The following is a 17,344-nucleotide window of genomic DNA, read 5'->3' as shown; positions in this document are numbered from 1 at the left end:
CCTTAAATGGCGTACGGCAAGCCAGGCAACCCCGGTGCGCGGGCTACGATCGCTCCCGTGAGTGGGCAGACGAGGCGGCGCGGGGCCGCCCTGGAGGAGGCCATCCTGCGGGCCGCCGCCGAGGAACTGGCCGAATCCGGCTACGCGGGGCTGACCATGGACCGCGTCGCCGCCCGGGCCGGCACCAACAAGAACGCCCTGTACCGCCGCTGGCCCAACCGCCTGGCCCTGGGCGTGGCCGCCTACCGCCGCCTGGCCCGCGACATCGCGCCGCCCGACACCGGCACCCTGCGCGGCGACGCCCTCGAACTGCTGCGCCAGGCCAACCGGCACTGGAGCTCGCCGCTCGGCGGGGTGCTGCGCGAGCTGCTGGTGGCCGCGGGCGGGAGCGGCGAGCTGCTGGCCGAACTGCGGGAGCATTCCGGCGAGGCGCTCGCCGCGCCGTGGCTGGCGATCCTGGAGCGTGCCGCCGCGCGTGGTGAGATCGCGGCCGAGATGCCGCATCCGCGGGTGGTGACGGTGGCGATCGTGCTGCTGCGCAACGAGTTCGTGGTGCGCGGGGTGCCGAGCGCGCCGGACGAGGTGCTGGTGGAGATCGTGGACGAGGTGTACCTGCCGCTGCTGCGCAGCCGCTGAAGAACCGCTGCGGCGAAGGGAGCCTCAGGCTCCGCTGTCCCCCTGGAGGGCGGCGGCGCCGGGGCCGGTGAGCTCGCCCGGCCGCACGGGGCGGCCGGAGACGGCGAGCAGGAGGGCCAGGGCGCTGCCGCGCACCTCCGCCCCGTCCCCGGAGCCGAATCGGGCGTCGGTGGCGACCAGGCGCAGGCCCCGGGCCCGCTCCTTGCCGCCGCCCATGCCGACCCCGGTCTTGAGCTGGTGGGCCAGCGCGGCGGCGACGTGCTCGGCGGGGTACTGCCGCGACAGCCCGAGCGGGCGGCGGATGTCCTCGCCGTGCACGAAGGCCTCCACCAGGCGCGTGGCCGGCGGAGCCGGAGCGCTGGTGGTGCGGGAGGCGGCGGCGCGGAAGGCGTCCAGGGTGGCCTGCGGGTCGGCGGCGCGCTCGCGGGCCACCGCGGCGGCGTTGTAGCGGTCGAAGTCGAAGCGGGCGGCGGCCAGGCGCGCCAGGAAGCCCAGCTTGGTGGTCTTGGCGTCGTCGGCCAGGTGGGCCAGCACGTCGTGCACGTCCCAGCCGGGGCACAGGGACGGCGTGGCGAACCGTTCGGCCGGCACCTGCCGCAGGTCGTCGATCAGCGCGTGCCGTTCGGCGTGGACCACGGTCCAGATCTCGTTCATCGTTGGCTCCTCGTCCTCGCTAACTGAACTGTACCGTACAGGAAAGTTGTTTCTGTACTCAAGAGTTCAGTTGGCGTTAGGATGCGGACGTGGGCAAAGACAGCAGCACCAGACCAGCGCCGCCCTCGGGCCGGCGGGCCGAACGCAACCGGCAGGCGATCGTCGCCGCGGCGCGCGAGCTGTTCACGCGCGAGGGCTTCGAGGCCGGCATGGACCAGATCGCCGCCGAGGCGGGGGTGTCCAAGGTGACCGTGTACAACCACTTCGGCAGCAAGGAGGAGCTGTTCACCGAGGTCGTCGGGCAGGCGATGGGCGAGGCGCACACCACGATGGCCGAGCTCGCCGCCCGCCTGGCCGGCGCCGACGACGTGCGCGAGGTGCTGCTGGACACCGCCCGCGCCCTGGTGGAGGCGGGCACCGACCCGGCCCGGCTGGCGCTGCGCAACCTGGTCACCGGCGAGCTGCGCCGCTTCCCCGAACTCGGCCGGGCCTACCAGCACAGCGGCCCGGCCCGCTCGGCCGCCGCCCTGGGCGAGGTCCTGACCGAGCTGTGCGCGCGCGGCCGGCTGGACATCGCGGACGTGGAGGTCGCCGTCGTGCAGTTCTTCAGCCTGACGCTCTACCCGCATCTGATCGCCGCCTCCATCGGCGGCGCGCTGCCCGCGGACCTGGCCGACCGGCTGCTGCGCGACGGGGTCGAGCTGTTCCTGGAGCGCTACCAGGCGAGCTGAGGCGGTCTCACGCGCTCCACGCCTCGTGCACCGCGGTGACCGCCGAGGAGGCGGGCCGGCCGCCGGTGCGGGTGACAAGCGGCCGGCCGGGTACGGCGTGGCCGTCGACGCTGATCGAGGCGTGCTCGCACGGGATCACCTGCATCGACAGCCCGTGGCTGACGCCGCCCAGCGGGAAGTCGGGCTGCGCGAACGGCCGGGCGTCCAGCGGGCCGGTGATCGCGACCGCCAGGCCGGCCGCCTCGGCGAAGGCGCCCTCGCCGGGGTCGACGCGCAGCCGGACCTGCGCCTGCTCCACCCGCGGCGCCGGCCACGACGGCAGCGCCCGGGCCTCGTCGAAGCGGCGCACGAAGTACTCCTCGATCCACGCCGCCAGCGCCGCGTCGCCGCCGGCCACCCGCAGCCCGGCGGGCGTCCACACCACCAGGGCCTCGCCGCTGCCGCGGGTGGACCAGTCGATGCGCCACAGCGAGGCGTACCCGGTGGGGGAGCCGCCCTCGTCGTACAGGGTCGCGAACGGGTTGGCTCCGGTCAGCAGCGGCCGGCGGGTCCGGTAGGTCATGGGGACGATCCTCCAGGCACCCGCACAAGGAGGCGCACGCGGGGCCCGGCTCAGGCCACCTCAACCGCCACCGCCTGCCGTACGGCGGGGGCGATCTCCTGCGCCCAGCGGCGGAGCGCGCGCTCGTCCTGCGTGCCGTGCTCGGCGCTGAACAGGGTGAACCCGGCCGCGCCGTGCTCCAGCACGGCCCCGGTCAGCTCCTCGACCCACTGCTCGGCCGACCCGCCCAGCCAGCGGCCCTCGCGGTCGCGGGTGGCCGCCAGCGGCCGGTCGGTGATGCGGCCGGGCAGGTTGAACACGGTGCGGATCTGCCGCGGGTCGCGCCCGGCGGCGCGGGCGGCCTCGTCGATGATCGGCCGGGAGGCGCGGTAGCGCTCGCTCAGCCAGTCGGCGGCGTGCCCGGGGATCCAGCCGTCGGCGACGCGGCCGGTGGCGGCCAGCGAGCTCGGCCCGACCGAGCCGGTCCACACCGGGGGAGCGGCCACCGGGGCCGGCTCGATGCCGTCCACGCGGTAGTGCTCGCCGTGGAAGGTGACCGGCGCGCCGCCGCCCGACAGCTTCCTGATCAGCACGATCGCCTCCTCGAAGGCCGCCACCGCCTGCCCCGGCGTCAGGGCCGGCACGCCGAGGTCGGCGATGCGGCCCCACAATCCGCCCGCGCCCATGCCCAGCACCACCCGGCCGCCCGACAACGCCGACAGCGAGGTGATCGTGCGGGCCAGCAGGGGAGCGGGCCGGGTCGGCAGGTTGGTCACGTTGGCCAGCCCGGCGATGCGCTCGGTACGGCCCAGCAAGAAGCCCAGGGCGGCGTAGGCGTCCACCCGCCCGCCCAGGTAGGGGTGATCGGACAGCGAGAAGTGGTCGAGCCCGTCGCGGTCGGCCTGCCGTACCAGGGCGAGCAGGGCGGGCAACTGCTCCAGGTCCGACGGGGCGCCGAAGCCGAACAGGACGTCAGTGGTGGTCATAGCGGTCTCCAACCCGTAGAGTTCGTGTCCCGAACCATATTGGTTCGGGACACGAACTTCAAGTCGGGGGCGGAGAAAACCGGTTGGGCCGCCGGCCCGCATGGCCCACCATCGAGACCATGGCCCTGACGCCCCACGACCTCGACCGGTTCGTCACCGACGGCTTCGTCCTGCTCGAAGAGGCCTTCCCCCGGCACCTGGCCGAGGAGTGCCGGGCCTTCCTGTGGCGCGAGACCGGTCTCGACCCCGACGACCCCGCCACCTGGACCCAGCCCGTCGTGCGCCTCCTGGGCTACGGGCAGCCGCCCTTCCAGGCCGCCGCCACCACCCCGCGCCTGCACGCCGCCTTCGACCAGCTCGCCGGCCAGGGCCGCTGGCACCCGCGCCAGGGCTTGGGCACCTTCCCCATCCGCTTCCCCCACCCCGACGACCCCGGCGACGCCGGCTGGCACATGGACGCCGGCTACAGCCCCGACGACGGCCGCAGCTACTGGCTCAACCTGCGCTCGCGCGGCCGGGCCCTGCTGATGCTGTTCCTGTTCTCCGACGTCGGCGAGCACGACGCGCCCACCCGCATCAAGGTCGGCTCCCACCTGGACGTGCCGCCCTTCCTGGCCCCCCACGGCGAGGACGGCGTCGAGATGTTCGAGCTGTGCCGCACCATGGACGCCGCCGGCCGCCTCGACGCCCCCGAACGCCCCGTCGCCCTGGCCACCGGCCGCGCCGGCGACGTCTACCTGTGCCACCCCTTCCTCATCCACGCCGCCCAGCCGCACCACGGCACCCGGCCCCGCTTCATGGCCCAGCCGCCGCTGCTGTCCACCGGCCCGCTCGACCTCGAACACGGCCCGCACACCCCGCTCGAACAGGCCGTCCTGCTCGGCCTGGGACGCTGACCGAGGCACCCGCCCGGAAAATGCGTCTTGTCCGGCGCGCGTTTGCCCCGCCATCGACGAGGTAGAGTCCCTCCTTGCCGATGAGTGACACCATCGCCGACTGGGCGACCAACCTGATGCAGACCCTCGGCGCCCCAGGCGCCGGGCTGGCCATCGCGCTCGAAAACCTCTTCCCGCCGCTGCCCAGCGAGGTCATCCTGCCCCTGGCCGGCTTCACCGCCGGCCGCGGCGGCATGGGCCTGGCCGAGGCGCTGATCTGGACCACCGTCGGCTCCGTCGTCGGCGCCCTGGCCCTGTACTGGCTGGGCGCCGCCCTCGGCCGCGACCGCCTGCTGGCCATCGCCCGCCGCATGCCGCTGATCAAGGTCTCCGACATCGAACGCACCGAGGCCTTCTTCCAGCGACACGGCGGCAAGGCCGTCTTCTTCGGCCGCATGGTGCCCGTCTTCCGCAGCCTCATCTCCATCCCGGCCGGCGTCGAACGCATGCCCCTGGGCCGCTTCACCCTGCTCACCACGCTCGGCAGCGCCCTGTGGAACACCGTCTTCATCCTGGCCGGCTACCTGCTAGGCGACAACTGGGCCCTGGTGGAGGGCTACGTCGGCATCGGCACCAACATCGTCATCGGGCTGATCGTGCTCGCCTTCCTGACCTTCGCCGGCGTACGGCTGGCCGAACGCCACAAGGAACGCAAACGCTCCTAGGGCCGAGCCTCGTACACCAGGTTGAACGGCGTCTCGGCCACCCGCCGGAACCGGCTGAACCCGGCCTCGGCCGCCAGGCGCCGCACCGGCTCCTCCCCGGCCTGGGCGCCGAGGGCGTACCCGCCCTCCTGCGACAACGCGTTCGGCACGCACAGGAACGCCGAGAACGCGTAGTACACCCGCCCCACCGGATTGAGGTTGTCGGCCACGCTCTCCCCGGCCGCCGGCTCGACGATCATCCACGTCCCGTCCGGCGCCAGCCGCTCACGCACGTGCCGCGCCGCGCCCAGCGGATCGCCCATGTCGTGCAGCGCGTCGAAGGTGGTGACCAGGTCGTACGGCCCGCCGCCGAAGTCCTGCGCCGAGGCCACCTCGAACCGCACCCGCCCGGCCGCCTCCCCGGCCTGCTTGCGCGCCGCCTCGATCGACCCGGCGTGGTAGTCCGACCCGGTGAACGTCGAGTTCGGGAAGGCCCGCGCCATCAGCAGCGTCGAGGCCCCGTGCCCGCACCCGACGTCGGCCACCCGGATGCCGGCCCGCAGCCGCTCCACCACGCCCTCCAGCGCCGGCAGCCACGCGCCGACCAGGTTGGCGCTGTAGCCGGGACGGAAGAAGCGCTCGCACCCGGCGAACACCTCCCCGTCGTGCTCGTGCCAGCCCATCCCGTCGCCGGTCCGGAACGCCTTGGTGATCTCCTCGTCGGCCTTCAGCGCGCCCAGCGCGAGCTGGAAGGCGCCCGGCACGAAGATCGGCCCGTCCGGGTCGGTCAGCGCGAACGCCTGCTCCTCGGTCAGCCAGTACGACCCCGAGGCCGCGTCGTACTCCACGTACCCGCCGGCCGCCTGGCCGCGCAGCCACTCCTCCACGTACCGCACCGCCGTACCGGTGCGCTCGGCCAGCTCGTGCGGCCGCAACCGGCCCCCGGCCAGCGCCTTGTACAGCCCCAGCCGGTCACCGACCACCACGCCGCCGGCCCCCATCGTCGCGCCCAGATCGCCGACGAACCGGCCGACGAACTCCATCAGACGCCCCTCGTCCATGGACCTCCCCCTTCTTCGCTTGTCCGACAGACCCACCGTGCGGCCGCGGCGTGTGCGCGCACGTGTGAGAGCGTGGAAGGTGTGAAACCCGTGCATCTGGGCGCAGCCCTCGAATCCGCCGCCCCGCCCGCGCAGGTCTTCGCCGTGCTCACCGACTGGCCACGGCACGCCGAATGGATGGTCCTGACCCGCGCCGAGGTCCGCCGCGGCGACGGCCGCGGCCCCGGCAGCGTCATCGCCGCCTTCAGCGGCCTGGGGCCGATCGGCTTCCTCGACACCATGGAGATCACCACCTGGGAGCCGCCGCACCTGGTGATCATGCGGCACACCGGGCGCGTCGTGCGCGGCCGCGGCGCCATCCGGGTGCGCCCGTGGGGCGGGGGCGGCAGCCGGATCGTCTGGGCCGAGGAGCTCGACCTGCCCTTCGGCCCGCTGGGCCGGCTGGCCTGGCCGCTGGTGCGGCCGCTCATGCGCCGGCTGGTGCTGCTGTCGCTGCGCCGGCTGCTGCGCCTGGCCGGGCGGGGGGTGGGCGGCTGAGCCGCGCGTGTTTACCCTGGACAGCAGGGAGGTGGTGTCCCATGTCCGCCGAGCCGGCCTTCAACCACCGGCCCAAGGTCTGGCCCCAGGCCGCCCACGACGACGAGGTCGAGGACCCCGACACCTGCTGGGTGTGCGGCGTCAAGATCAACCCGCGGGACCGGTCGCTGCACGCCGGGGAGCTGGCGCCCTCGCAGCTCACCGACCCGGACGAGGAGTCCACCCGCGACTACGTCGAGACGCTGCTGCGGACCGAGCTGGCCGACACGCCGGTCTCGCTGCTGGACAGCCAGGTCGCCCTGCTGGCCCGCCGGGCCGCCGCCGCCCTGTACGCCCGCGGCGCCATCCGCCCCCGCCGCTCCGACTGGCGCCCCCGCCCCTGAACCCCCATCCCCGCGTCCCGGAGTGGCGCACGTTACCCTGGCGGGCGTGCCGAACCCCGCCGCACCCGCGCACCCCACCGGCCCCGCCGGCCGCCCCGCCGACCGCCTCGCCGACGTCAACGGCGTCCGCCTGGCCTACGACGTGCGCGGCCAGGGCCCGCTGGTGCTGTGCGCGCACGGCCTGACCTCCAGCCGCGCCGCCGAGGACGCCTCCGCCCTGCTCGACCACGACCACATCGCCGCAGCCGCCGGCCGTACCGTCGCCCGCTACGACGCCCGCGGCCACGGCCGCTCGCAGGGCCGCCCCGTCCCGGACGACTACCGCTGGCCGGCCCTGGCCGGCGACCTGCTCGCCCTGGCCGACCTGCTGCAGCCGCACGCGCCGGTGGCCGGCATCGGCGCCTCCATGGGCGCCGCCACCCTGCTGTGGGCCGCCGTACGCGAACCCGGCCGCTTCGACCGGCTGGTGCTGCGCATCCCGCCCACCGCCTGGCAGACCCGCACCGCCCAGGCCGCCGTCCTGGCCCAGAGCGCCAAAGCCCTGGAGCAGGCGGGCCTGCGCGCCTGGCTGGCCGCCGCCGGGCCGTCGCCGCAACCGCCGCTGTTCGCCGACGACCCGCTGCCGGTCCTGCCGCCTGCCGTACCCGAAGAGCTGCTGCCCTCGGTCCTGCGCGGCGCCGGCGCCTCCGACCTGCCCGACCCCGAGGACCTGGCCAAGATGGGCGTCCCGACGCTGATCCTGGCCTGGGCCGGCGACCCCGGCCACCCCGTCTCCACCGCCGAACGCCTGGCCGCCCTGCTGCCCGCCGCCGACCTGCACGTGGCCACCACCCGCGCCGAGCTGGCCTCCTGGACCGGCCGCGTCAGCGGCTTCCTCGCCGGGCCCGGCGGTGTTCTAGGCTGACCCGCGGCGGCGTAACGAGGAGAGGCCCGTGGCAGCAGGTGGATCCGGCGTCACCCCCGTCACCTTGACGGGCGTGCTCGAACGCATCACCTTCCAGGCCGAGGACACCGGCTACACCATCGCCCGTCTGGCCACCGAACGCTCCGGCGACGACCTGCTCACCGTCGTCGGGCCGCTGCTCGGCGCCCAGGTCGGCGAATCGCTGCGGCTGAGCGGCCGCTGGGGCTCCCACCCGCGCTACGGCCGCCAGTTCGAGGTCCACTCCTACGCCACCGTGCTGCCGGCCACCATCCAGGGCATCCAGCGCTACCTCGGCTCCGGCCTGATCAAGGGCATCGGGCCCAAGATGGCCGAACGCATCGTCGCCCACTTCGGCCTCGACACCCTCGACGTCATCGAACAGGCCCCGCACCGCCTGGTCGAGGTGCCCGGCCTCGGCCCCAAACGGACCAAGCTGATCGGCCTGGCCTGGGCCGAACAGAAGATCATCAAAGAGGTGATGATCTTCCTGCAGGGGGTCGGCGTCTCCACCAGCATCGCCGTGCGCATCTTCAAGGAGTACGGCGAAGCCGCCATCACCGTCGTCAAGACCCACCCCTACCGGCTGGCCGACGACGTGTGGGGCATCGGCTTCAAGACCGCCGACACCATCGCCCAGGCCGTCGGCATCCCGCACGACAGCCCCGAACGCGTCAAGGCCGGCCTGCGCTACACCCTGTCGCAGGCCGCCGACGACGGCCACTGCTACCTGCCGGCCCCCAACCTCGTCGCCGACGCCGTCAAGATCCTCGACGTGCCCGCCGACCTGGTCACCGCCTGCCTGGCCGAATCGGCCGCCGCCGAGGAGGTCGTGCGCGAGGACGTCCCCGCCGGCGAGGCGAGCGTCCCGGCCGTCTACCTGGTGCCCTTCCACCGCGCCGAGCTGTCCCTGGCCTCCGGCCTGCTCACCCTGCTGCACAACGGCCACGACCGCCTCAAGGCCTTCCACGACGTCGACTGGGCCAAGGCCGAGGCCTGGCTGCACGCCCAGACCGGCGCCGAACTGGCCGCCGAGCAACGCCAGGCGGTACGGCTGGCCCTCACCCACAAGGTCGCCGTCCTGACCGGCGGCCCCGGCTGCGGCAAGAGCTTCACCGTGCGCTCCATCGTGCTCATGGCCCGCGCCCGCAAGGCCAAGGTCATCCTGGCCGCCCCCACCGGCCGCGCCGCCAAACGCCTGGCCGAGCTCACCGGCCACGAGGCCACCACCGTCCACCGGCTGCTGCAGCTGCGCCCCGGCGGCGAGGCCACCTTCGACCGCGACAACCCCCTGCAGGCCGACCTCGTCGTCGTCGACGAGGCCTCCATGCTCGACCTGCTGCTGGCCAACAAGCTCGTCAAGGCCGTCGCGCCCGGCGCCCACCTGCTGTTCGTCGGCGACGTCGACCAGCTTCCCTCCGTCGGCGCCGGCGAGGTGCTCAAAGACCTGCTGGCCGCCCCCGACATCCCGCGCGTACGGCTGACGCAGGTCTTCCGCCAGGCGGCCGAGTCCGGCGTGGTGACCAACGCCCACCGCGTCAACGACGGCCGCCACCCCGTCCTGGAGGGCATGAAGGACTTCTTCCTGTTCCCGTGCGAGGAGCCGGAGGAGATCGCCGCGCTCACCGTCGACGTCGTCGCCCGCCGCATCCCGCGCAAGTTCGGCCTCGACCCCCGCCGCGACGTCCAGGTCCTGGCCCCCATGCACCGCGGCGCCGCCGGGGCCGGAGCGCTCAACCTCGCCCTGCAGGAAGCCCTCACCCCCGCCCGCGAGGACCGCCCAGAACGCCGCTACGGCGGGCGCGTCTTCCGCATCGGCGACAAGGTCACCCAGCTGCGCAACAACTACGACAAGGGCGCCGCCGGCGTCTTCAACGGCACCGTCGGCGTCGTCACCGACCTGCGCGGCGAGGAGTCGAAACTGACCGTCCTCACCGACGAGGACGAGCACGTCGACTACTCCTTCGACGAGCTCGACGAGCTCGCCCACGCCTACGCCGTCTCCATCCACCGCTCCCAGGGCAGCGAGTACCCCGCCGTCGTCATCCCGCTGGCCACCAGCGCCTGGATGATGCTCCAGCGCAACCTGCTCTACACCGCCATCACCCGGGCCAAGAAACTCGTCGTCATCGTCGGCTCGCGCCGCGCCCTGGCCCAGGCGGTGCGCACCCGCGGCGCCGGCCGCCGTCACACCGGCCTCACCCACCGCCTGCAAACCCGTCCGTAAACCGCCCGCCCGCTGTTAGCCCCGGCTCCGCCGTACCCCCGCAGACCGCTTCGAGGCGGCTGCGGGGGAGGGGTGAGGCATCTCTCCGCACCCCCCTTGACCCCGCTTGACCTCGCGGTTGACTGCGATGAGTGATCGAAATGTGACCGAACTCTGCCGAAGCATGCAGCGTCACATAAATAGGACCATTAAGGTTTTGTCACTATGTTGCACGTATGGGGGAGAGGATTGCCGTGAGGATTGCGCCGCCTTGGAGGAAGCCGGTCGCCGGCCTGGTCTTGGCGCTGGTGGCGACGCTTTCGGCCGCCTGCTCGGGCGGCCAGACCGCCGGCGGCGGCACCGGCGGCAACAACGGGGGCGAGGCCGCACCGCCCGCCACCCAGGCACCACCCGCTCCGAAGATCCAGATCAGCCCCGCCACAGGTAACACCAAGGTCAAGCCGGACAAAAGAGTTGTCGTGGCCGCCAGCGGCGGCACCCTTGACGAGGTGAGCGTCCAGGCCGGCGGCCAGGAAGTGCGCGGCGCGTTCAACGCCGACCGCACCCGCTGGATCTCCAAGGAACCGCTCAAGCCGTCCACCGGCTACACCGTCTCCGCCAAGGCCGGCCAGACCACCCAGAGCTCCACCTTCACCACGCAGAAGCCGGAACGCGAACTGAAGGTCATCGACGTCACCCCGGCGGTCAAGGGCGAGAAGGTCGGCGTGGGGGCGCCGATCATCGTCCGCTTCAACACCGCCGTCACCGACAAGAAGGCCGTCGAGCAGGCCCTGCAGGTCAACGCGGAAAAGCCGGTCGACGGCGCCTGGCGCTGGGTCGGCGACGACCAGGTCATCTACCGCACCGCCAAGTACTGGCCCGCCCACCAGACCGTCACCTTCACCGCCGCCATCACCGGCGTGCGCGGCGGCGACGGCCTGTACGGCGTCGCCGACCTGACCAAGAAGATCGAGATCGGCGCCCGGCAGATCGCCACCCTCGACGTCCGCAAGAAGGTCATGTACGTCCGCCACGACGGCAAGCTCGTGCAGACCATGAAGGTCAGCTCCGGCATGGGCACCACCCGCGAGTACACCACCACCTCCGGCATCCACCTCACCATGGAGGCGGTCAACCCGGTCTGGATGGAGTCGCCCGGCCGCAAGAAGGGCGACCCCGGCTACTACAAGGTGCTCATCAACCACGCCACCCGCATCTCCAACTCCGGCGAGTACGTCCACGCCAAGGACAACGTCTGGGCCCAGGGCGTGCGCAACGTCAGCCACGGCTGCATCAACGCCCGCCCCGACCAGGCGCGCTGGTTCTACGAGCACAACCAGCGCGGCGACATCGTCGACATCACCGGCACCAGCCGCAAGCTGGAGTGGAACAACGGCTGGGGATTCTGGCAGCTGTCGTTCAAGGAGTGGAAGAAGGGCAGCGCCCTGAAGTAACCCCACCGCGCAAAGCAAAAGGAGGGTGGCCGGTTGCTCCGGCCACCCCCCTTTTCGCCTTTCACGCCCCGGTCAGCTCGCGCTCCAGCACCATCCCCGGCCACGTCCCCACCGTGAACGGCTCGGCCCGCCGAAACCCGCAACTCTCGTAGAAGGCCACCAGTCGGCCGTCGTCACCGGCGTAGCAGTCCACCCGCAGCACCGCCACGCCCAGCCGGGCCGCCTCGCCGTAGGACCACTCCAGCAGCGCCCGCCCCACCCCCAGGCCCGCGAAACGGCGGTCGGTCACCAGCGCCTGCACATACAGCTCGGCCACCTTGGCCGGCTCGACGTAGGCCGGCGGCACCGCGCCCACCGTCACCGTCCCGGCCGGCACCCCGTCCACCTCGGCGATGCGCATCCCGCCCGACTCCGCCCAGGCGCGCACCTGCGCCTCGCGCTTGTCGTTGCCGGTGAACGGCTCCGACCCCCACTGCCCGGTCCGGCCCTGCGCGGCCAGCCACGCCACCGCGCTGTCGAACATCGCCAGCACCGTGCCGACGTCGGCCACCCCACCCTGTCGAATCTTCATCAGGCGACCATACTGGGACAGATGACGGTCCTTCATCTCAACTGCGGCACCATGCGGCCCGCCGGCGCGCCCCCCGTCGTCTGCCACTGCCTGGTCGTCGAGACCGCCCACGGCCTGGCCCTCGTCGACACCGGCCTCGGCCGCGGGCTCGGCCTGGCCTTCCGCTGGACCTTCAACCCCGACCTCGACCCCGCCGAAACCATGCCCGCCCAGCTACGCCGCCTCGGCTACGCCCCCTCCGACGTGCGCGACATCGTCCTCACCCACCTCGACCTCGACCACGCCGGCAGCCTGCACGTCTTCCCCGACGCCCGCGTCCACCTGCACGGGCGCGAACTCGACGCCGCCCGCCGCCCCGCCACCGCCGCAGAACGCCGCCGCTACCAGCCCGCCACCTGGGCCCACGGGCCGCTGTGGCGGCCCTACACCGACGAGGGCGACCTGTGGTACGGCCTGCGCGCCCAGCCGCTCGACAAGCTCGACGGGTTCGCGCTCGTCCCGCTGCCCGGGCACACCCGCGGCCACAGCGGCGTCGCCGTCCGCACCGGCGACGGCTGGCTCCTGCACGCCGGGGACGCCTACTTCTTCCACGGCGAGATCGCCGACCCGCCCTACTGCCCGCCCGCGCACCGGCTCCTGCAGCGCCTGGCCGCCGTCGACCACGAACGCCGCCTGGACAGCCTCGAACAGCTACGCCGCCTGCCGGCCCAGGTACGCGTCTTCAGCGCCCACGACGCCACCGAACTGGCCCGCGACACCACCTGACGCCCGCTTCCCGCTGTTCTGTGCACGGCCCGCCTCAGATCAGGGCGAGCTGACCGGGTTCGGTCTTACCCTGCCGCACCCCGCCCACCGGGGCCATCCCGCACGCCGCCGCCAACGCCCCGATCTGCGCCACGATCCGCGCCTCATACCCCGCCGCCGGCATCCCCGCCCGGTCGTACACCTGCTCATACCGCTCCACCAGCCCCGGATGCCGCTCGGCCAGCCACGCGGTGAACCCCGCCCGCGTCGCCGCCGGCAACCGCAACACCACCGGCCACACCCCGCCGGCCCCCGCCGCCGCGATCCGCCGGACCGTCGCCTCCAACTGGTCGGCGCCATCGCTCAGCAACGGCAGCACCGGCCCCATCAGCACATGCACCGCCACCCCCGCCTCCGCCAACGCCGCCACCAGCTCCAGCCGCGCCTGCGCGCTGACCGCCCCCGGCTCCACCTCCCGCCGGATCCGCTCGTCCACGAACCCGATCGACACCGCCACCCGCACCCCCGCCCGCGCCAGCAGCCCCGCATCCCGCACCACCAGCGGGCTCTTCGTGTACACCGTCAGCGGCACCCCCGCCCGCCCGGCCGCCGCCACGATCGCCGGCATCAGCCGATAACGCGCCTCGGCCTCCTGGTAGCAGTCACCGGCCACCCCCACCGCCAGCTCCTCACCACCCCACGCCACCAGCTCCCGCTCCAGCCGCACCGCCGCGTTCGCCTTCACCACGATCCGCGCGTCGAAATCCCGCCCCGCGTCCAGCCCCAGCCGCCGGTGCGCCCCACGCGCCCCGCACCCCCGGCAGGCGTGCACGCACCCGCGATACGGCGAAACCCCCCACCGCTGCGGGATCCCCGCCCACGCCGGCACCCGCTCGATCACCGTGCGAGCCTGCGTCTCCAGCAGCCCCGCCCGCGCCACCGACCGGCGTTCGATCAGCGGCCGCTCATCCACCGCATCCACGAGCGAAAGCACGTCCCAGCCCACGACAAACAATGGAACACGCATTCGACCCAGCTCGCAAGGCACTCCACTAAAGTGACGCCCGACCCCCGCACCCAGCTCCGAAGGATCCGCCCCTGCCATGGCCTGGCTCCTGCTCGCCCTCGCCATCACCACCGAAGTCCTGGCCACCACCGCACTCAAACTCAGCGACGGGCTGACCAACTGGTGGAGCGCCGCCGTCGCCGCCGGCTACCTCGCCTCCTTCGTCCTGCTGGCCCAGGTGCTGAAACTCCAGCTCGGCATCGGCACCGCCTACGCCGTCTGGTCCGGCGCAGGCACCGCCGCCATCGCCGTCATCGGCGCCGTCTTCCTCGGCGAGACCCTGTCCGCCGCCAAGATCGCCGGCATCGCGCTCATCATCGCCGGCGTCGTCGTCCTCAACCTCGCCGGCGGCCACTGAACGGCGCCGACCCACGCTGAAATCCCAGGTCGAAACCCGCTCGCACCCGCCCGAACGCCGCTCGTAGACTGCACCACGTGCTGAAGCCGACCCTTCCCCTCACCACCGAACGCCTCGTGCTGCGCGCCTTCACCCCCGGCGACCTCGACGCCCTGTACGCCTACAGCTCACGCCCCGACGTCGCCCGCTACCTGTACTGGGAACCCCGCGACCTGCCCGCCGCCCAGGCCGCCCTCGACAGGAACCTCAACCGCACCGCACTCAACGCCGAAGGCGACGTCCTCGAACTGGCCGTCACCCTGCGCGACAGCGGCGAACTCATCGGCAGCGTCCTGCTCATCTGGACCAGCCAGGCCCACCAGCAGGGCGAGATCGGCTACATCCTGCACCCCGGCCACCACGGCCGCGGCTACGCCCCCGAAGCCGCCCGCGAACTGCTCCGCCTCGGCTTCGAAGACCTCCACCTGCACCGCATCACCGGCCGCCTCGACGCCCGCAACACCGCCTCCGCCCGCGTCCTGGAAAAACTCGGCATGCGCCGCGAAGCCCACCTGATCGAGAACGAGTTCGTCAAGGGCGAATGGGTCGACGAGGCCGTCTACGCCATCCTCGCCACCGAATGGCGTGCCCAGCAGTGAACGCCCTGATCGACGCCAAGGACCTGTTCGAGGCCGACCCCGGCTTCCTCAACACCGCCAGCTACGGCCTGCCGCCCCGCGCCGCCAGCCAGGCCCTCGACACCGCCCTGGCACAGTGGCGGCGCGGCAGCACCGACTGGAGCACCTGGGACGCCGCCACCGACCGCGCCCGCGCCGGCTTCGCCCGCCTGCTGGACACCACCCCCGACCACGTCACCATCAGCTCCACCGGCGCCCAGCTCGTCTCCAGCATCGCCACCGCCCTGCCACCCGGCGCCCGCGTCCTGGTCCCCGACATCGAGTTCACCAGCAACCTGTTCCCCTGGGCCCAGGCCGCCACCGTCGAGACCGCCCCGCCCGAACGCCTGGCCGACGCCATCCACCCCGGCCTGGACGCCGTCGCCTTCAGCCTCGTGCAGTCCGCCACCGGCCAGGTCGCCGCCCTCACCGACATCATCACCGCCGCCCGCGCCCACGACCTGCTCGTCGTCACCGACGCCAGCCAGGCCGCCGGCTGGCTGCCCTTCACCACCGACGGCCTGGACGCCGTCGTCTGCTCGGCCTACAAATGGCTCATGGCGCCACGCGGCGCCGCCTTCGCCTACACCTCGCCCCGCCTGCGCGAACGCATGCGCCCCCTGGCCGCCAACTGGTACGGCACGCCCGGCCACGCCGGCTACTACGGCCTGCCCATGACCCTCTCACCCGACGCCGCCGCCTTCGACCTGTCACCGGCCTGGTTCTGCTACGTCGGCGCCGCACCCGCCCTCGACCTCATCAACGAGCTCGGCGTGCCCGCCATCCATGCCCACAACCTCGCCCTGGCCAACCGCTTCCGCGCCGGCCTCGGCCAGCCGCCCGGCGACAGCGCCATCGTCACCACCCCCGGCGCCGACGCCGCCAAGCTTCAGGCCGCCGGCGTCCGCGCCGCCGTACGGGCGGGGAACCTGCGCGCCTCCTTCCACCTGTACAACACCACCGACGACGTCGACCGGGCACTGGAGGCCCTGGCATGATCCTGCACCTGGCCCTGGAACGCGACTGGCGGCAGGCGGGGGAGACCTACACCGTCTCCACCCTCGGACGCACCCTCGACCAGGAGGGCTTCATCCACTGCAGCGCCGACCTCGACCAGCTCGACGGCGTCGCCGCCGCCTTCTACGCGGGCGTCACCGAACCGCTGCTGGTGCTGCACATCGACCCCGCCGGGCTGGACGTGCGCGTCGAGGGCGGCTTCCCGCACCTGTACGGCCCGCTGCCCCGCACCGCCGTCACCACCATCACCCCCTACCCGCCCACCCCCTGACCCGCCTCCCCGGCCGTTTCCCGAGCCCGTCTGCTTCTGATTCCGGCTGTTTGTTCCCGGCCGGCCCGTGGGCCGGCCGGGAAACTGTCGGACCGCCCCCGTAGGCTCACACCCGCCCACCCCGCCGACCGCCCGAAGGACACCCAGCCGCATGCTCACCATGGCCGCAACCAACCGGATCCACGCCGGCCGGATCGGCGCCGTCGTGGGCCGCAACGTCGGCGCCCTGCGCTCGGGCCCCGCCTACTGGCTCGTCCTGCTGTCCGGCTTCTTCGAGCCCCTGCTCTACCTGCTGTCCATCGGCGTCGGCGTCGGCGCCCTGGTCGGCACCATCCCCACCGCCCACCACGGCGAGATCCCCTACGCCACCTTCGTGGCCCCCGCCATGCTCACCGTCTCCGCCATGTCCGGCGCCCTGTCGGAGACCACCTTCAACTTCTTCTTCAAGCTCCGCTACGCCAAAACGCTCGAAGCCGTCCTGGCCACCCCCGTGCGCCCCATCGAAGCCGCCCTGGGCGAGCTCATCTGGGCCGTCATCCGCGGCACCGTCTACACTCTCGCCTTCCTCCTGGTCATGGTCGCCTTCGGCCTGACCACCCCCGCCGGAGCCCTGCTCGCCCTGCCGATCACCCTCCTGGTCAGCTTCGCCTTCGGCGCCATCGGCATGGTCGCCTCCACCTTCATGCGCGGCTGGCAGGACTTCGACCTGCTCACCGCCGCCCAGTTCTCCCTCTTCCTGTTCTCCGGCACCTTCGCCCCCGTCGACACCTACCCCACGGCCCTGCAGTGGCTCGTCTACGCCACCCCGCTCTACCACTCGGTCGAACTCGTCCGCGCCGCCACCATGCTCACCCCCACCCCCGGCCTGGCCCTGCACGCCCTCTACCTGGTGGCGATGCTCGCGATCGGCATGAAGATCGCCGCCCACCGCATGGAGAAGATCCTCCTCAAATAGCGCCCGGGGGCCTCGC

The 17,344-nt window shown here is 73.1% G+C and carries 21 protein-coding genes; 15 read left to right on the top strand and 6 right to left on the bottom strand.

The annotated features are described in order from the left end of the window. Positions 1–57 precede the first annotated feature (57 nt). Positions 58–636: a TetR/AcrR family transcriptional regulator gene (locus tag ACIBG7_RS13145; RefSeq protein WP_397336260.1), complete on the top strand. Its 579-nt coding sequence runs from the start codon at positions 58–60 to the stop codon at positions 634–636. 24 nt (positions 637–660) lie between these two features. On the opposite strand, the gene ACIBG7_RS13140 is transcribed toward ACIBG7_RS13145, so the two are convergent. Further along, on the bottom strand, positions 661–1,290 hold the full coding sequence (locus ACIBG7_RS13140) for a maleylpyruvate isomerase family mycothiol-dependent enzyme (RefSeq protein WP_397336259.1): 630 nt from the start codon (positions 1,288–1,290) through the stop codon (positions 661–663). A gap of 89 nt (positions 1,291–1,379) precedes the next feature. Here ACIBG7_RS13140 and ACIBG7_RS13135 point away from each other — a divergent pair, with 89 nt between their 5' ends. Next, entirely contained in the window at positions 1,380–2,021 is a 642-nt protein-coding gene (locus ACIBG7_RS13135) for a TetR/AcrR family transcriptional regulator (RefSeq protein WP_397336258.1), read from the top strand. 7 nt (positions 2,022–2,028) lie between these two features. Here ACIBG7_RS13135 and ACIBG7_RS13130 read toward each other — a convergent pair whose 3' ends face one another. Next, positions 2,029–2,583, bottom strand: coding sequence for a hypothetical protein (locus ACIBG7_RS13130; RefSeq protein WP_397336257.1), 555 nt, complete (start codon positions 2,581–2,583; stop codon positions 2,029–2,031). Positions 2,584–2,633: 50 nt separating this feature from the next. Further along, entirely contained in the window at positions 2,634–3,548 is a 915-nt protein-coding gene (locus tag ACIBG7_RS13125) for an LLM class flavin-dependent oxidoreductase (protein ID WP_357923956.1), read from the bottom strand. Between the two features lie 119 nt (positions 3,549–3,667). On the opposite strand from ACIBG7_RS13125, the gene ACIBG7_RS13120 reads away from it, so the two are divergent. Together ACIBG7_RS13120 and ACIBG7_RS13115 are read left to right on the top strand one after the other, a co-directional pair. Beyond that, a complete protein-coding gene (locus ACIBG7_RS13120; RefSeq protein ID WP_397336256.1) occupies positions 3,668–4,444 on the top strand; it encodes a phytanoyl-CoA dioxygenase family protein in 777 nt (258 codons plus the stop codon). Positions 4,445–4,524: 80 nt separating this feature from the next. Continuing rightward, positions 4,525–5,148: a DedA family protein gene (locus ACIBG7_RS13115; protein ID WP_357923960.1), complete on the top strand. Its 624-nt coding sequence runs from the start codon at positions 4,525–4,527 to the stop codon at positions 5,146–5,148. Here the strand turns inward: ACIBG7_RS13115 and ACIBG7_RS13110 are convergent. Then, the gene (locus ACIBG7_RS13110; RefSeq protein WP_397336255.1) at positions 5,145–6,188 is read right to left on the bottom strand and encodes a class I SAM-dependent methyltransferase; all 1,044 of its coding nucleotides are present in this window, start codon (positions 6,186–6,188) and stop codon (positions 5,145–5,147) included. The two genes, ACIBG7_RS13115 and ACIBG7_RS13110, sit on opposite strands and share 4 nt — an antisense overlap. 90 nt (positions 6,189–6,278) lie before the next feature. Here ACIBG7_RS13110 and ACIBG7_RS13105 point away from each other — a divergent pair, with 90 nt between their 5' ends. From ACIBG7_RS13105 to ACIBG7_RS13085, 5 genes are all read left to right on the top strand, one after another. Continuing rightward, positions 6,279–6,725 carry an SRPBCC family protein gene (locus ACIBG7_RS13105; protein ID WP_357923963.1) on the top strand — a complete coding sequence of 149 codons (447 nt, stop codon included), beginning with the start codon at positions 6,279–6,281 and terminating at the stop codon, positions 6,723–6,725. Positions 6,726–6,766: 41 nt separating this feature from the next. Then, the gene (locus tag ACIBG7_RS13100; RefSeq protein WP_357923965.1) at positions 6,767–7,108 is read left to right on the top strand and encodes a hypothetical protein; all 342 of its coding nucleotides are present in this window, start codon (positions 6,767–6,769) and stop codon (positions 7,106–7,108) included. Positions 7,109–7,154: 46 nt separating this feature from the next. Continuing rightward, positions 7,155–8,012, top strand: a complete 858-nt coding sequence (locus tag ACIBG7_RS13095) for an alpha/beta fold hydrolase (RefSeq protein WP_357923967.1) — start codon at positions 7,155–7,157, stop codon at positions 8,010–8,012. A 28-nt stretch (positions 8,013–8,040) separates the two neighbouring features. Beyond that, on the top strand, positions 8,041–10,257 hold the full coding sequence (locus ACIBG7_RS13090; protein WP_357923969.1) for an ATP-dependent RecD-like DNA helicase: 2,217 nt from the start codon (positions 8,041–8,043) through the stop codon (positions 10,255–10,257). A 233-nt stretch (positions 10,258–10,490) separates the two neighbouring features. Continuing rightward, positions 10,491–11,690 (top strand): Ig-like domain-containing protein, encoded by a 1,200-nt coding sequence (locus tag ACIBG7_RS13085; RefSeq protein WP_397336254.1) that lies wholly within the window; start codon positions 10,491–10,493, stop codon positions 11,688–11,690. Between the two features lie 61 nt (positions 11,691–11,751). Here ACIBG7_RS13085 and ACIBG7_RS13080 read toward each other — a convergent pair whose 3' ends face one another. Continuing rightward, positions 11,752–12,261 (bottom strand): GNAT family N-acetyltransferase, encoded by a 510-nt coding sequence (locus ACIBG7_RS13080; RefSeq protein ID WP_397336253.1) that lies wholly within the window; start codon positions 12,259–12,261, stop codon positions 11,752–11,754. Between the two features lie 21 nt (positions 12,262–12,282). Between ACIBG7_RS13080 and ACIBG7_RS13075 the strand changes: the two genes are divergently transcribed. Beyond that, the gene (locus tag ACIBG7_RS13075) at positions 12,283–13,026 is read left to right on the top strand and encodes an MBL fold metallo-hydrolase (RefSeq protein ID WP_397336252.1); all 744 of its coding nucleotides are present in this window, start codon (positions 12,283–12,285) and stop codon (positions 13,024–13,026) included. A 34-nt stretch (positions 13,027–13,060) separates the two neighbouring features. Here ACIBG7_RS13075 and ACIBG7_RS13070 read toward each other — a convergent pair whose 3' ends face one another. Further along, the gene (locus ACIBG7_RS13070) at positions 13,061–13,987 is read right to left on the bottom strand and encodes a radical SAM protein (RefSeq protein ID WP_397336251.1); all 927 of its coding nucleotides are present in this window, start codon (positions 13,985–13,987) and stop codon (positions 13,061–13,063) included. Between the two features lie 121 nt (positions 13,988–14,108). On the opposite strand from ACIBG7_RS13070, the gene ACIBG7_RS13065 reads away from it, so the two are divergent. The 5 genes from ACIBG7_RS13065 (at position 14,109) to ACIBG7_RS13045 (ending at position 17,328) form a co-directional block, all read left to right on the top strand. Then, on the top strand, positions 14,109–14,429 hold the full coding sequence (locus ACIBG7_RS13065; protein WP_357923978.1) for a multidrug efflux SMR transporter: 321 nt from the start codon (positions 14,109–14,111) through the stop codon (positions 14,427–14,429). Between the two features lie 77 nt (positions 14,430–14,506). After that, entirely contained in the window at positions 14,507–15,067 is a 561-nt protein-coding gene (locus ACIBG7_RS13060) for a GNAT family protein (RefSeq protein WP_357923979.1), read from the top strand. Beyond that, the gene (locus tag ACIBG7_RS13055) at positions 15,064–16,083 is read left to right on the top strand and encodes an aminotransferase class V-fold PLP-dependent enzyme (protein WP_397336250.1); all 1,020 of its coding nucleotides are present in this window, start codon (positions 15,064–15,066) and stop codon (positions 16,081–16,083) included. Before ACIBG7_RS13060 ends, ACIBG7_RS13055 begins: the two co-directional genes overlap by 4 nt. Next, positions 16,080–16,373 carry a DUF952 domain-containing protein gene (locus ACIBG7_RS13050; protein ID WP_397336249.1) on the top strand — a complete coding sequence of 98 codons (294 nt, stop codon included), beginning with the start codon at positions 16,080–16,082 and terminating at the stop codon, positions 16,371–16,373. Before ACIBG7_RS13055 ends, ACIBG7_RS13050 begins: the two co-directional genes overlap by 4 nt. A gap of 151 nt (positions 16,374–16,524) precedes the next feature. Next, a complete protein-coding gene (locus ACIBG7_RS13045; RefSeq protein WP_357923984.1) occupies positions 16,525–17,328 on the top strand; it encodes an ABC transporter permease in 804 nt (267 codons plus the stop codon). Positions 17,329–17,344: the final 16 nt, after the last annotated feature.

The sequence above is a fragment of the Nonomuraea sp. NPDC050328 genome (genome assembly GCF_044459405.1).
Lineage (GTDB): Bacteria > Actinomycetota > Actinomycetes > Streptosporangiales > Streptosporangiaceae > Nonomuraea.
Note: the sequence above shows the minus strand (reverse complement) of the source record. Positions and strands in the feature narration are given on the sequence as shown.

What these genes read in the sequence shown, in the direction of transcription:
- ACIBG7_RS13140 (WP_397336259.1), bottom strand. Translation starts at nt 1,290, where the DNA reads ATGAACGAGATCTGGACCGTGGTCCACGCCGAACGGCACGCGCTGATC.
- ACIBG7_RS13130 (WP_397336257.1), bottom strand. Translation starts at nt 2,583, where the DNA reads ATGACCTACCGGACCCGCCGGCCGCTGCTGACCGGAGCCAACCCGTTC.
- ACIBG7_RS13125 (WP_357923956.1), bottom strand. Translation starts at nt 3,548, where the DNA reads ATGACCACCACTGACGTCCTGTTCGGCTTCGGCGCCCCGTCGGACCTG.
- ACIBG7_RS13120 (WP_397336256.1), top strand. Translation starts at nt 3,668, where the DNA reads ATGGCCCTGACGCCCCACGACCTCGACCGGTTCGTCACCGACGGCTTC.
- ACIBG7_RS13115 (WP_357923960.1), top strand. Translation starts at nt 4,525, where the DNA reads ATGAGTGACACCATCGCCGACTGGGCGACCAACCTGATGCAGACCCTC.
- ACIBG7_RS13110 (WP_397336255.1), bottom strand. Translation starts at nt 6,188, where the DNA reads ATGGACGAGGGGCGTCTGATGGAGTTCGTCGGCCGGTTCGTCGGCGAT.
- ACIBG7_RS13100 (WP_357923965.1), top strand. Translation starts at nt 6,767, where the DNA reads ATGTCCGCCGAGCCGGCCTTCAACCACCGGCCCAAGGTCTGGCCCCAG.
- ACIBG7_RS13080 (WP_397336253.1), bottom strand. Translation starts at nt 12,261, where the DNA reads ATGAAGATTCGACAGGGTGGGGTGGCCGACGTCGGCACGGTGCTGGCG.
- ACIBG7_RS13075 (WP_397336252.1), top strand. Translation starts at nt 12,283, where the DNA reads ATGACGGTCCTTCATCTCAACTGCGGCACCATGCGGCCCGCCGGCGCG.
- ACIBG7_RS13065 (WP_357923978.1), top strand. Translation starts at nt 14,109, where the DNA reads ATGGCCTGGCTCCTGCTCGCCCTCGCCATCACCACCGAAGTCCTGGCC.
- ACIBG7_RS13050 (WP_397336249.1), top strand. Translation starts at nt 16,080, where the DNA reads ATGATCCTGCACCTGGCCCTGGAACGCGACTGGCGGCAGGCGGGGGAG.
- ACIBG7_RS13045 (WP_357923984.1), top strand. Translation starts at nt 16,525, where the DNA reads ATGCTCACCATGGCCGCAACCAACCGGATCCACGCCGGCCGGATCGGC.